At 58.3% G+C, this 13,915-nt stretch carries 11 protein-coding genes; 5 read left to right on the top strand and 6 right to left on the bottom strand.

From position 1 onward, the window contains the following. Window positions 1-161: 161 nt before the first annotated feature. From HY29_RS08245 to HY29_RS08225, 5 genes are all read right to left on the bottom strand, one after another. Window positions 162-1,838 (bottom strand): class I adenylate-forming enzyme family protein, encoded by a 1,677-nt coding sequence (locus HY29_RS08245; protein WP_034795475.1) that lies wholly within the window; start codon window positions 1,836-1,838, stop codon window positions 162-164. Window positions 1,839-1,902: 64 nt separating this feature from the next. Next, window positions 1,903-2,982, bottom strand: a complete 1,080-nt coding sequence (locus tag HY29_RS08240; protein ID WP_034795565.1) for an NAD(P)H-dependent amine dehydrogenase family protein — start codon at window positions 2,980-2,982, stop codon at window positions 1,903-1,905. A 69-nt stretch (window positions 2,983-3,051) separates the two neighbouring features. Beyond that, a complete protein-coding gene (locus HY29_RS08235; RefSeq protein ID WP_034795471.1) occupies window positions 3,052-4,032 on the bottom strand; it encodes a winged helix-turn-helix transcriptional regulator in 981 nt (326 codons plus the stop codon). A 141-nt stretch (window positions 4,033-4,173) separates the two neighbouring features. Beyond that, window positions 4,174-5,064: an SDR family NAD(P)-dependent oxidoreductase gene (locus HY29_RS08230; RefSeq protein ID WP_034795468.1), complete on the bottom strand. Its 891-nt coding sequence runs from the start codon at window positions 5,062-5,064 to the stop codon at window positions 4,174-4,176. A gap of 29 nt (window positions 5,065-5,093) precedes the next feature. Beyond that, entirely contained in the window at window positions 5,094-6,302 is a 1,209-nt protein-coding gene (locus HY29_RS08225) for an acetyl-CoA C-acyltransferase (RefSeq protein ID WP_034795466.1), read from the bottom strand. Between the two features lie 243 nt (window positions 6,303-6,545). Here HY29_RS08225 and HY29_RS08220 point away from each other — a divergent pair, with 243 nt between their 5' ends. Further along, the gene (locus tag HY29_RS08220) at window positions 6,546-7,346 is read left to right on the top strand and encodes a DUF1295 domain-containing protein (RefSeq protein WP_034795464.1); all 801 of its coding nucleotides are present in this window, start codon (window positions 6,546-6,548) and stop codon (window positions 7,344-7,346) included. 3 nt (window positions 7,347-7,349) lie between these two features. Here the strand turns inward: HY29_RS08220 and HY29_RS08215 are convergent, their stop codons facing one another. After that, window positions 7,350-9,149: an AMP-binding protein gene (locus HY29_RS08215; RefSeq protein ID WP_034795461.1), complete on the bottom strand. Its 1,800-nt coding sequence runs from the start codon at window positions 9,147-9,149 to the stop codon at window positions 7,350-7,352. A gap of 185 nt (window positions 9,150-9,334) precedes the next feature. On the opposite strand from HY29_RS08215, the gene HY29_RS08210 reads away from it, so the two are divergent. Genes HY29_RS08210 through HY29_RS08195 form a run of 4 tightly spaced genes read left to right on the top strand, consistent with a single transcriptional unit; the run spans window position 9,335 to window position 13,833 of the window. Beyond that, on the top strand, window positions 9,335-10,075 hold the full coding sequence (locus HY29_RS08210; RefSeq protein WP_034795457.1) for an SDR family oxidoreductase: 741 nt from the start codon (window positions 9,335-9,337) through the stop codon (window positions 10,073-10,075). Between the two features lie 21 nt (window positions 10,076-10,096). After that, on the top strand, window positions 10,097-11,566 hold the full coding sequence (locus HY29_RS08205; protein ID WP_034795455.1) for a carotenoid oxygenase family protein: 1,470 nt from the start codon (window positions 10,097-10,099) through the stop codon (window positions 11,564-11,566). A gap of 44 nt (window positions 11,567-11,610) precedes the next feature. Continuing rightward, window positions 11,611-12,846, top strand: coding sequence for an acetyl-CoA acetyltransferase (locus HY29_RS08200; protein WP_034795453.1), 1,236 nt, complete (start codon window positions 11,611-11,613; stop codon window positions 12,844-12,846). Window positions 12,847-12,891: 45 nt separating this feature from the next. Further along, on the top strand, window positions 12,892-13,833 hold the full coding sequence (locus HY29_RS08195; protein ID WP_034795451.1) for an NAD(P)H-dependent flavin oxidoreductase: 942 nt from the start codon (window positions 12,892-12,894) through the stop codon (window positions 13,831-13,833). Window positions 13,834-13,915 lie beyond the last annotated feature (82 nt).

The raw sequence follows: 13,915 nt of genomic DNA, 5'->3' as shown, positions 1-13,915 counted from the left end.
CTAAGAATCGCAAGGAAGGTGATCGGAAGAAATTCACTACGTCTTTCGGCCACACAAGAAGCGCGTACAGGACAATAAATTACATTGATTTTTATGGTCTTTTTCGCAAACAAAGAGACCGGAAATGTCTTGCGCATTCCACTTGGCACGCTGTGTTCAGATTAGCTATCCGCAATATCATTCAGGTTGCGTCTTAATACCTTTCCAAGGGGATTCCGCGGCAAGGCGGGGACGATACGTAGCTTCTCTGGTAATTTGTAGACGGATATATCCTTGGCCTTCAAATAGCTGACGAGGTCAGACAGCTCCATCGAAGCGCCAGGCTGCAGCACAACCACTGCGCACACTTTCTCGCCCAACCGCTCATCCGGATAAGCCGCGCAGGAGGCCTCTTTGACGTCAGGGTGGCTCTCGATCAGATTATCCAGTTCGGCCGGTGAAATATTCACCCCGCCCCGAATGATGATCTCCTTGCTACGCCCGACAAAGCGATAGAAGCGGTCATTTTCCGGCGCGATCTCGAACAGGTCTCCCGTCTGGAAGAAACCTTGCTCATCAAAGCTCGCTTTGGTCAGGTCGTCATTTCGCCAATAGCCGTCAAACGTCATGGCGCCGTCGATCCGCAACTCCCCCGCAACGCCCGGCTGTGTGATGTCTTCTTCCGTTTCCGGACCAACAAGGCGCGTACGCACCTTTGATGGAAAGTCGAGATCCCACTCAAGGTCAGGCACACCAAAGCGTGGGAAGAAGGTCGCCCGCATTTCCGGGTCTTCCATCACGACAGGCGTAGAAATCAGCGAGCACCCCTCATTGGAGCCGAAGACGTTCATGATCGAGACGCCATACTCTTCCTGCCAGGCCTTCACCATGAAGGGCGGCAACGGCGCGGAGCCAGACGCAATGCATTTCACGCGCGCAAAGTCGATGCCCTCAAGCAATTCCGGCTTTTTCAGCAGCATGGTCAGCACAGCGGGCGGCGCGACCGTGTAGTTGATCTTCTCTTCCTGAAACTGACGCAGGAAGATCGGAAGATCGAACGGATGGTGCTGGATCAGATAGCCATGGCAGAGCAGCCACGGGATCACCATTCCCCCAAAGGAGGCAATATTGATAAGCGGGAACGGGTTGAGTAGCGTATCGCCCCTGCCCAGCCGCGTCGCCTCAACCATGCATTCGCCATTGAACACCCAATGGGCATGGTTACGCGGCACGCCTTTCGGGGCGGCTTCCGTGCCGGAAGTCCAGCAGATCGTCAGCACATCGCCGGCTTTGCCCGGGGCAGGCTGCAGAGACATGTCCGCGGCTTCTGCCTCGACCTCAGAAATTGAGGGGAATACGGATTTTTTTCCGGCGCAGATCACCGGGCCGGTATAAACGCCCTCCTCTGCCAGCGATTTCAGCATTCCCGCATGGTCAAAACCGTGAAAGGTCTCCACGGTCACAATCAGCGACGGGTTCAGTTGCTGGATCACAGAGCGCAGCTCATGCGCGCGGAACGCCATGGCGACAGGGCTGAGGATAGCGCCGATGCGCGCACAGGCCAGAAAGGCCAGAACGCCCTCTATGACGTTCGGCAGCTGGGTCAGCACAATGTCATCCGGCTTTACACCAAGATGCCTGAAGGCGCGCGCCATGGCTTCAACGCGCTGATTAACATCATTGAAGGTCAGCTTTTGCGGGGCATCCCCAACCAGCTCCATACGGTTGGGTGCGTCAGACAGCGCAACTTGATCGCCAGCGGCCTCAACAGCCTGTTCCAGCAGTGCGGGAATAGTGGTATCTTTCCACCAGCCCTTGGCCATATATTCGTCCAAGCGCGCCTGAGGCGTTACCTGCATTTTATTCCTCCCATTTGCACTTAGGTATACTTGGTACGTTTTTGCAAGTCTATACAATTTGCGACTATTCCTGCGCCGCCTCAGATGCCGCAAAGGGTGTCGTGATGGGGGATGTCAACAAGCCTGCCGGTGCGTTCACCAGGGTCTGAATGGCGTTCACCACACTGCCGGCCACCGCCAGCTGCTCCGCTGACGTCCGCCCGGGATAATCTTCAGGCCGCTGAACACCGAACGCCACACTCACATCCGGAACACCTTTGACGGCAATCTGCCAGAGGTCATGATCTGCGCCCTGCACATGCTCATCATTCATCGCCCAGGCAATCTTCAGCGCCACCTTTTCAGCGCCATCCTTCACGCCATACCAGCGCCAGTCGATATGATTGGCCGTGCCTTTGGCAATCTTACCAGCCCGGATTTCCAGGTCTCTTCCTGATGGCAGCATCCGATGGCGCCGCTCTATGCCATCCAGTGTCCAGCCTAGTGAATGCGCCACGGAGGCCACGACATCTTCGAACATGTCATTCAAAGTCTGCGCAGGGCCCCAGTCATCCGCATTCAGATCGATTGTGCCAACCTCCTTGCCGAAGCCCAGAAGGTCAAACACGTATTCGGGGCTGGCAATCTGGTCGGTCAGAACGGTTTCGCTGATTGAGACGCTTTCGACATGGCTGCACACGCTGGTTGCAGTCACCAGCAGGTTCTCTGCCGCAAAGCCGGGGTTCAGGCCCGCCCCTGCAAAGCTGACGCCGCCTTCCAGACAGGCTGCCTGCAATCGCTCCTGCCGTTCGCGCGGCCAATTCGGTGAGAAAGTGTTGCCATTGATGCTGAGTACATTCTTGCCGGATTTCAGCAACGCGATGATGTCGTCATCATGCTCGGTATGGGTCTGACCAATCCGTGCCGCATGGATCACCAGATCCGCATCTATATTGAGAATGTCGTCAATACTGTTCGTCGCCAGCACGCCCGTCGCCTCGCGGCGGGCAATTTCGCCAGCATCCTTGCCTGCCTTGGATTGGCTGTACACATACAGTCCAGCCAACTCCATGTCCGGGCGGTCAATCACGGCGCGCAGACAGGATTTCCCCATCGCGCCAGTTGCCCATTGAATTACGCGGTAAGGTGCCCGTTTTACGTCCATCCCGATCATGCCTTTTTGTGCCAAGGGTCTTATGTCTCGGCGAAGCATGGTTGGTTTTGTTATAAAAGTCTATACCCGCTTCTGGTCAACCTGCTTCTTGGGCACCAGTTCATAGGTCACATCCTGTGGATAGACGGGCTCCTTGCATTCGGAACAGCCGACATAGGCATCCAGATGCTTGCCGCAATTCTTGTGACGCAACAGGACGGGCGCACCTTCCGGAGAGGCATAATACGCATCGCCCCATTTCTGCAGCATCACGAGGACAGGGTAGTAATCCAGCCCCTTCTCGGTCAGGAAATACTCAAATCGCTCGGGGTGGTCCTGGTATTTGCGCGGCTCCAGAATGCCGGTCTCGACCAGCCAGTTCAGCCGGTCAGACAGGATATTGGAGGCAATCGCCGTATCCTTCAGGATCTCGTCGAACTTGCGCAGATGCGTGAACACAGAGCGCAGGATCAGGCCCGCCCAGCGGTCCCCCATCAATTCTGCGGCTTCGGTAAAGATCGCTGGTTTGTCCAGGCTCTTGCCGTCCGCATCGCGTCTCTGGCGGCGGCGGCTATAGATCGGCGCCATCCAGCCCACACCGGGGCCTTGTTCCCAGGTGACATCCTGCGGGCGCACAATTTCCTTGCAGTGCGGGCACATGGGCTCAGGCGACGTGATCTTGCCACAGCCAGAATGGCGCAGCAGAGGCATCAGGGAGTTTTCCTGACTCGCCCACCGGCGCTCCCAGCGCAGCAGCATCAGCGAGGTCCAGTAAAGCGCAAGGCCCTTGTCGGTCAGCACATAATTGTAGCGCGGCGGAGAGATCGTATAGGCTTCCTTGGTCAGGATGCCGCTTTCGGTCAGGCGCTTCAGGCGGTTGGAAATCAACGCCTTCTGCAGGCCGGAATTCTGGCGGATACGATCAAAGCGGCGCTGGCCCAGCCAGATTGCCTCAAGAATAAGCAAAGTCGGTGTGTCGCCGACAACTTCGAGCGCTCGCCAAATGGAGCACGTCCTTATCATCGGGCGTGCTTTTTCCTGAACTGTCTTGCTTGCGGTCATCTTCCCAAAGCTGATCAATCTCTTGTGACGCCAAAGCAGCCTGCGAGGCCAGATCTCTTTGGTGTTCTGTAACGCAATAGAATACTTACAGGACACAACTTAAGAGTATGTCACTATCATATCAATACTTTTAGGCGAAACTCACTGTGACTTGAGATGGGTCAGGAAGCGTTCGAAAGCGTCTTCTGCATTGGCCGCCATGGTGTGGTCTGGGCCAAATCCCTCAAGGGATACCGCATTATCCTGGTACCAAGCAGCCAGATCTTCCCCGGCCTGGGGCAGTCTCGCTCCGGTTGATTCCAGTGCGCGCACCTGACGCACAAAACCGGCCCCGGCAATCCATTCCGTCCCGTTCAGGTCACATGCATCAGAGGCAAGCCAGCTGACAAAAGGCGCGATACTCGCCGGGGAGAGTAGCCCCTCCTGCTGCTCGGCCGCCTCGGCGCCGGTCATGCGCGTCGAGGCATAGGGCAGGACCAGATTGGAGCGGATGCCGTGGCGTGCCTCCTCAATCGCCATATTCAGCGCGAAGGCCCTCAGCGCGCCCTTGGACGCGGCATAAGGCGCTCGGCCCCGTACACCATAGAGCCCGGCGCTGGAAGAGACATAGACAAACCGTCCGCTACCAGACTGGCGCAGCTGCGGCAGAGCCTCGCGCGTCATGCGCACGACCGCGTCGAAATTGGTGCGCATCACGGTCTCGAAATTTTCAGGACTCATTTCGTGAAAGCGCGCCGCGTCCCCTGAGATGCCTGCATTGAAGACGATCGCGTCCAGACGTCCAAAGGCATCCCGAGCCCGCGCAATCATCCGCTCCCCGGCATCCGGCGCCGTGACATCACTTGTTTCCGTAACGGCCTGACCGCCAGCCTCGGCGATCTCATTGACCACCTGCTCCGCAGAATTTTCCTGACCATCCCGTATCCGGTTGTTGACCACGATGCGACAGCCTTGCCGGGCAAGGTCCAGTGCAAACGCGCGGCCCAATCCCTTGCCGCCGCCCGTTACGATCACAACTCTGCCGTCAGTCATCTCTGCCCTCTCCCGGCCTGGCCAGAAAGCTACACGCGCTCAATCACAAGCGCCGCGCCGACACCGCCACCGGCGAGCGTCACCACCATGCCGCGGCTGACATCCCTGCGCTCCAGTTCATGCAGCAGCGTCGTTGTCAGGATGGCGCCGGTAGCGCCCATCGGGTGCCCCATGGCCAAATGTCCGCCATTGACGTTCACCCGGTCCATGTCTGGCTTGTATATCCGTTCAAAGAACAAGGGCGGGGCGGCAAAGGCTTCCATGAATTCGATCAGGTCCAGATCATCCAGAGACAGGCCTGCGCGGCGCAGCGCCTCCTCCATCGCCATGAAGCCCCCGCAGAACTGGTCTACGGGATGAGACGTCGCCTCCGCATAGGCCACCACGCGCGCGCGGGGCGTCAGGCCTGCGGCCTCTCCGGCGGCTTTCCCGCCCATCAGCACCAACGCCGCGGCATCTGACAGGCCCGGCGTGTTTGACACGGAATGAACGTAGGACATCTCGCCCAATTCCGGCTTGTGACGCAGCATGATGGCTTCGCCGCCTGCCTTGCCCAGTTCCTCAAAGGCAGGCGCTCGTCGGCCGAGCGCTTCCAGGCTCATGTCGCCTTTCACCCACTCATCACGAGCGCAGACGATCTCTCCCGTCTCGGAAACCACCGGCACGACGCCGGTATCATAATGTCCGGCCTGCCAGGCCGCCGCCGCCTTCTTGTGAGAGCGCACGGTAATCTCATCCAGATCCTGCTTGGTGAACCCGGCCTCTGTCGCCAGCAGTTCGGCCCCCAGGATCGGCGCCAGCCAGTTCAGCTTCTCCGCGCGGGCGGGCTCTGTATAGACCGGTGCTTTGTCGGCCAGGAATGGAACGCGCGACAGCATCTCCACGCCGCCGGCCAGCATCAGCCCGTCTTCCCCAGCCCTTACCGCCATGGTCGTATCGCCAATCGCAGACAGCCCTGAGACACAGTAATTGTTCAGTGTACGTGTCGTAACATTCCCGTTCAGTCCCGCGCTGGCCTTTGCCAGATGTGCTATCTGCCCCCCCTGCGCGCCAACCTGTCCCACACAGCCAAGCGTCAGCCGCGACAAATTCTGGTCTAAATCTACAGACTCCCTCTGGGCGATTTCCCGCACCAGACCCGCGACCAGGTCTTCCGGATGAACCCCTTTCAGGCTGCCTTCTGCCCGCGCTTTCGCACGCGGCGTCCGCAGCGCCTGATAAATATATGCGTCCTGCACGGCGCCCTCCTCAGCGGGGGATCACCCCCGAATTCACTCACACAAACAAACTTGCTTTATCGTACCCTAGATCAGTTTTACCGCGAACATCAACACGACAATCCAGCATTCGCGGCGATATTGAATGACATGCCTCCGAAAGCACCCACGCACAAGGTTCTGTATTGCAAGTCATTTGGGATCAAGATAGCTTTTTGGCGACATCCTGTGCTTAAGTAAGACAAAATAATCGGGGGAGGCTTCATGCTTCAAATCATCGCCATCAATTTCGGCATATCTCTTGCCGCGTTTATCGTCCTCTGGGCGATCAGCGTAAAAATCCGCAATGCCAGTATCGTGGACATCTTCTGGGGCCCGGCTTGCGCCCTGCCCGCTCTGATGACCTGGCTGCAACTCGGCCATCACAGCTTGCGCGCCACACTTCTGACCGCCCTCGTCCTGCTTTGGGGCATGCGTCTGGGACTCTACCTGTTCAGCCGCAATATCGGCCATGGAGAAGACTTCAGATATGTCCGCATGCGGGAAAAGGCGGGCGGCGACAAAGTGTTCGTCATGCGCAGCCTGACACATGTGTTCATCCTGCAATGCGTGATTTCCTTCTTTGTCTCCCTGCCTGTCCAGATCGGCCAGTTCGGCGTCTCGCCCTGGTTCCTCTTCCCGGAAGGTGAACTCGGCGTGCTCGCCTATGCCGGCATAGCCATCTTCGCCATTGGCCTGATCTTTGAGGGCATCGGGGATTTCCAGCTGCAGCAATTCAAGAAAGATCCGGCCAACAAGGGCAAGCTGATGGATCGCGGCCTGTGGGGCTGGACGCGCCACCCGAACTATTTCGGCGACGCAGCCGTGTGGACCGGCCTGACACTGATCGCCCTGGAAAGCCAGTGGGGCTTCCTGACGATCCTCAGCCCGGCCCTGATGATCTATTTCCTCTATCACACCTCTGGAAAGGCTCTGCTCGAACGCTCCATGTCGCGGCGCTATCCGGAATATGAAACCTACAAGAAAAGGGTCAGCGGCTTCTTCCCGCTGCCCCCTTCCAGGTAAGCCCTAAAAGCTCTGGACGCCCTCCGGCACAGGATCCGCATACAGCCAGCGGACTGTGTCGGCCCGGCGCCGGATCGACAGGGCCTGGTTGATGGAGCCCTTGTCGGACACCTCTCCTGCCGCCGCAACAGGCGGTTCTTCCAGGAAGGCAAACCGGCGCACACGCTGGCTTGAGCCCTTGGCCTTGGCATTATAGGCTTCAATCCGCTCCCGGATCTCTTCTTCACTGGCCTTCAGGCCCTGCGCCGTTGGCCAGGCCAGAATGCCGATCCGGTCATAACCTTCCCCGCAGACCAGCGCATCGGCCACATAGGGCGCCAGCTCCTTCACGACATTCGCACGCAGCTCCCCGCCCTTGATCCAGGTGCCCGTGCTCAGCTTGAAGTCTTCCGACAAACGCCCCGCAAATTGCAGGCCCTTGGCCGGGTCTGACGGATCATTGAACGCCGCCGCATCGCCGATGCAGTAATAGCCATCCTCATCGAAACTCTTCTCCGCAAGGCCCTCCCGCCGCAAATATTGCGACATCACGCACGGCCCCTTCATGCGCAGCTCATAGCGGTCCTGCATCGGCACCAGCTTCAGGCTGACACCCGGCAGAGGCAGCCCGATGCCCACACGGTCCGTTTCGAAATAAATGCTCATACAGCCGGAGGTCGTTTCCGTCGCGCCGTACCCTGATGTAATCAGAATGCGGGAGCCTGTGGACTTCACCGCCAGCGCCTGCAGCCGGTCATAGATCGGTTGTGGCAGGCCAGCGCCGCCAAACAGCAACACGCGCATCTTCGCAAAGAAATGATCGCGCAGTGCATCATCCTGCTCCAGCGCCTCGACCAGCATGGCATAGCCAATCGGTACGCTGGTAAAGGTGGTCAGCTCCAGATCGCGAATATTGCGCAGCGACTTGTCGAACATGCCGGGCAAGGGCCGCCCGTCATCGACATAATACGATCCACCCACCAGCAACGCCGCAACGGAAACATAGAAGCCCGACACATGGCTCCACGGCAGCCATTCCAGAATCTCCCGGTCCCAGGTGCCTGTGTCCTTCATCGCCCACCAGCTTTGGGAGACACATACGATCATCATGTCATGCGTCTGCACGACTGCCTTGGGCATGCCGGTGGAGCCTGAGGTCAGCATATAGGCGGCATGGGTTTCCGGGGGCAGTGCCGCTATGGCCTGGTCCACGGCGTCTGTTTCCGGCGTGCCCGTCAGCACACCGAAGGGAATCAGTTTCGCATCGCCCGCAACATTCTCACGTGAGATGATCGTCGCATCCGGCAGGCATTCCCGCGCGGCAACTGCATGGGCTTCGCGCTCCGCAAACACAAAACGCGCCTGCACAATGGATTGCGCATGCCGCAGGCGGGCATAGTCATTGTCCCGCCCCAACAGCACATAATTCTCGCTGACCGGCGCGACAGGAATGCCGGCGCACAGAGCGCCAAAGCGCACAATCGCATGAGAGATGGAGTTGCCGGAAACAATCATCAGGGGCGTTTCCGCGCTGGCGCCCTGGTCCAGAAACCATTGCGCGCAGGCGCGTACATCCCGCGCAAAGTCCTTGTAGGTCTTGCGCACCCAACCGCCATCCGGAGCGCGCTCAGCCATCGCGACACGGTCCGGCCAGGTCTCTGCCGCCTTCATCAACCCTTGTGGAACTGTTGGCGCGATCAGCTCCAGATCCGCCTCGGTCGACATGAGAATCGTCCCGTCATCGCGCGTTTCCAGATCAAGCGCTACCGGCGGAAAGGCGACGTCACGGAACGGGACAGTCTCGGCTTTACTCTCGGTCAACATGGTTCCTCCACTTGAATATACCTACTGGGTATGTTTTTACAATTGACTGCAAGATGAGGGTCTGTTCCAATCAAAGTCAACAGGCTGGTACTCATGAGAACACAGCGACAGATAAAAACTCGTCAGAACACGCACTCCACGAAATTGCGCGCTGACGACGTGAAAGATGACAAAGAGGAAGCGTAATGAAAATTGAAGGCTGTACGGCGCTGGTCACCGGGGGAAATCGCGGCATCGGTCAGGGGTTTGTCGAAGAGCTGCTGAACGCAGGCGCTCGCAAGGTCTATGTCGGCTCACGCAATCCGGAAGACATCCCTGAATCTTACGCAGACCTTGGGGACAAGATCGAAGTCCTCAAGCTGGACATCAGCAATCCCGAGGAAGTTGCCGCAGCCGCCAGCAAGGCTACGGACGTCAATCTTCTGGTCAACAATGCTGGCGTGTTCCACATGACCACGCTGATGACCGCGCCGACCATGGATGACATGCGATCAGAGATGGAGGTCAATTTCTTTGGCACCATGTCCATGTGCCGGGCCTTTGCGCCAATCATTGAGAACAATGGCGGCGGCACGATCGTGAACGTCCTCTCGGCGGGCGGCATTGTCGCCGTGCCGAACATGGGCGGCTACAGCCCCTCCAAGTTTGCAATGCGTGCGGCATCAGATTGCCTGCGCGCAGAACTCCGCTCAAGGAATATTCACGTTGCCGCCCTGATCGTAGGCTCTGTGAAAACGCGCATGGCAGAGCATATCAAGAACATGAAGCAAGCCCTGCCTTCCGATATCGGAAAATCTGGAATTGTGGCGATTGAGAACAATATCAATGAACATGACACGGACCCGCATGCCGTTAGCGTTCGCGCCTTCCTGGCACGCGATCCGCACGGCCTGGCGGAATCCATGGCCGCCCGTATGGCAAAATAATTATTATAACGGACATAGCTCATGACCATTCTTTATAAAAACGAAATCGACTTCAAGATTCCGCCAAACGAGCACCCTTACCTCAATGGCGCATGGACGCCCTGCCGTGAGGAAGTGGATGCCGTGGACATGGAAGTCATCGGGGAAATCCCGAAGGATATTTCCGGCATCTATGTTCGTAACACCGAAAACCCCGTGCACGAGGCGATTGGCGTCTACCACCCCTTTGACGGGGACGGCATGCTGCACGCCATGTCTTTCCATAATGGGCAGGCGAAATACTCAAACCGTCTGGTCCACACCAAGGGCTTGCAGGCCGAAACCGAGGCTGGCCGTTCTCTCTGGACAGGAATTGCCGGCAATCCGGCAAAATCCGAACAGGAAGGCTGGGGCGCGCGCGGCCGGATGAAAGATTCATCGTCTACGGATGTTGTGGTTCATGCCGGGCATATCCTCTCTACCTTCTATATGTGCGGCGAAGGCTATATGGTGGATCCGGAAACGCTGGAAACCACCGGCACCGCAGACTGGGTGCCGAAGGAAGGCATCTCCGCTCACCCGAAAGTGGACCTCGCGACAGGCGAATTGCTGTTCTTCAATTACGGCAAGGACGCGCCGTACATGCATTATGGTGTGGTTGGCGCTGACAACAAGCTGAAACATTATATTCCCGTGGAACTGCCCGGCGCGCGCCTGCCGCACGATATGGCGTTTACGGAGAATTACTCCATCCTGGTGGACTTGCCCCTCTTCTGGCGGCCGGACCTGCTGGAAGCCGGCATTCACGCAAACGGCTATTTCCCGGACCTGCCAACGCGCTTCGCCATTGTGCCGCGCTATGGCAGCCCGAATGAAATCCGCTGGTTCGAAGCCGCGCCAACCTATGTTCTTCACTGGATGAATGCCTGGGAAGAAGGCGACGAAATCATCCTGGACGGCTACTTCCAGGAAAACCCGGATCCCGATCCGCTAGATGTTCCGGGGCTCGACAAGCGTTTTGGCAAACTGCTCGCCAATATTGATGAGCATTCCTTCCGGCCGAAGCTGCACCGTTGGCGCTTCAACATGGTCACCGGCAAGACAACCGAAGAGCATCTGGATGAGCGGATTCTGGAATTCGGCTCTTTCAACCAGCATTACGCCGGCAAGAAATCCCGCTATCTCTACTCCACCACGACCAAGCCGGGCTGGTTCCTGTTCAATGGAATCGTGAAGCACGACATGGAAACCGGAGACTCTGAAAGCTTCATGCTGGAAGACGGCCGCTATGCCAGCGAGTCGCCTTTCGTGCCGCGCATCAATGCCAAATCGGAGGATGACGGCTATCTCGTCAGCTTCATCATTGATACGGTGACTGACCGCTCCGAATGCGCCCTGATCGACGCGCAGAACATTTCGGCCGGTCCGGTTTGCCGGATCATCCTGCCGCATCGCATCTCCAGCGGCACGCACGCGACCTGGGCGAACAAGGACGAACTCGTTACCGTTTAGGCCATCTCCGCGCTCGGCGCTGATACGAACAAGGATCAAGAACAATGACGGCACCAGTCTATATTCTCGGCGGAACACAAAGTGATTTCTCGCTTAACTGGACCCGCGCGAACAAAAGCCTTTTCGACCTGTTTTCCGAAACGGTTCTGAGCGCCCTCGACAAGACCGGGCTTGAGCCCAAGGATGTCGAAGTCGGCCATGTCGGAAACTTCGTGGCCGAACTCTTCACCGGCCAGGGCATGCTGGGCGGATATTTCGGTCATGTACATCCGGACTTTGCCGGCATGCCGGCCTCTCGCCATGAAGGCGCTTGCGCGTCCGGCTCGCTCGCCGCACTGGCCGCGATGGCAGATATCCAGAGCGGAAAGTATGATCTCGCCTGTGTGGCCGGGATCGAACTGATGCGGAATGTGGACGGCGAACAGGCCGCGAAAAATCTGGGCGCAGCCGCCTGGGTTGGCCGAGAGGCTCAGGGCCGCAAATATCTCTGGCCGGCCATGTTCTCTGATCTGTGCGATGAATATGAAAAGCGCTACGGACTGAACTACGACCACTTGATGGGCATCTCGAAAATCAATTTCGAGAATGGCCGCCGCAACCCGAACTCTCAAGCGCGGAAATGGCAGTTCACAGACAAGAGCTTCACAGCCGATGACGAAGCCAACCCCGTGATCGATGGCTGGATGCGCCGTCAGGATTGCGGACAGGTTACGGATGGTGCGGCGGTTATCTTCCTCGCTTCTGAAGAGCGCGCACGTCAGTACGCAAAAGAGCGCGATATTGATTTCAACAAGCTGGCGGTCATCCGCGGCTGGGGCCACACGACGGCACCGCTGCTGATGGAGACCAAGCTGGAGGAAAGCCGCGACCAGGATTACGTGCTTCCCTGGACCCGCAAGGCGATCACCGATGCCTATACCCGCGCCGGCATTTCCGGTGTGGAGGAAGTAGACGCGATCGAGACGCATGACTGTTTCTCCATCACGGAATACATGGCGATTGAGCATTTCGGTATCACCGCGCCGGGCGAAGCCTGGAAGGCGGTTGAGGATGGGCGGATTGCCATGGGCGGATCGATCCCGGTGAACCCGTCGGGCGGGCTGATCGGCATGGGCCATCCGGTTGGCGCAACGGGCGTTCGGATGATGCTGGACTCCTATCGTCAGGTGACAGACCAGGCGGGCGACTATCAGGTTGAAGGCGCCAGAACCATGGCAACGTTCAATGTCGGCGGCTCTGGCACGACCAATTGTTCCTTTGTCATCGGAGCGGCAGACTAAGCCTCCGTTTCGGCAAAACATACACTACGACAGAAAGGTTGACCGATGGCGGCGCCAGCGTCTCAGGCCCTTGCGGGCATTCGGAGCAAGCTCTCCATTCCGGCCATTTCGGCACCGATGTTCCTGGTCTCCGGACCGGACCTCGTGAAGGCCACTTGCCGGAATGGCGTGGTCGGCGCCTTTCCATTCCCCAATGCGCGCACCATCGAGACGCTGGATATGTGGCTGGACGATCTTGGCCGTACACTGAAGGCTGAAGAGCCCGCCGCCCCTTATGCGGTGAATCTGACGACACACAGATCCTATGACCGTCTGGCCGACGAGATTGATTTGATCCGCAATCACAAGCCGAAGATCGTGATCACCGCGCTTGGCGGACCGGACCCGGTGATTGATGTGGTTCATGATTATGGCGGCCTGGTGATTGCCGATGTGAACAGCCTGGACCATGCCCGCAAGGCGGTGGAGAAAGGCGCCGACGGGCTGGCGCTCGTTTCCTCTGGCGCGGGCGGCCATACGGGCGCGATGTCCGGATTTGCCTTTGTCCCGGCGGTACGGGAATTCTTTGACGGCGTGGTGATCCTTGCCGGATCGATCAGCACAGGCCGGGCGCTTCGGGCGGCGGAAGTTCTGGGCGCAGACCTTTGCTATGTCGGCACCAGCTTCATCGCCGCCGAAGAGAGCCTTGCGACACCGGAATATCGCGAGATGCTTGTGGCGGCGACCTATAATGATCTGGTTCTGAGCAATTCCCTGACCGGGGCCTATGCCAATTATCTACGCCAGAGCCTTGATAAAATGGGCGTTTCCTATGGCGGGCCGTCTTCAGACGGCAAGATGGACCTTTCCAATTCAGACTCCAAGATCAAGGCCTGGAAGGATGTCTGGTCGGCGGGCCATGGCGTCGGCAGCGTTCGCAAGATTGAACCGGCGGCGGACATTATCGAGCGCTTGCGCGCGGAATATGATGAGGCTTGCAAGCTGTAGAGCCCATTCCAGCACGTCCGCCCGGTCCCGCAAAGCGGTCCGGTCAGGCAGGCGTCATTTCAGCAGACATCAGCCAGAGCTT

Source organism: Hyphomonas beringensis, from assembly GCF_000682755.1.
Classification (GTDB): domain Bacteria; phylum Pseudomonadota; class Alphaproteobacteria; order Caulobacterales; family Hyphomonadaceae; genus Hyphomonas; species Hyphomonas beringensis.
This window is presented reverse-complemented; position numbering and strand designations above follow the sequence as displayed.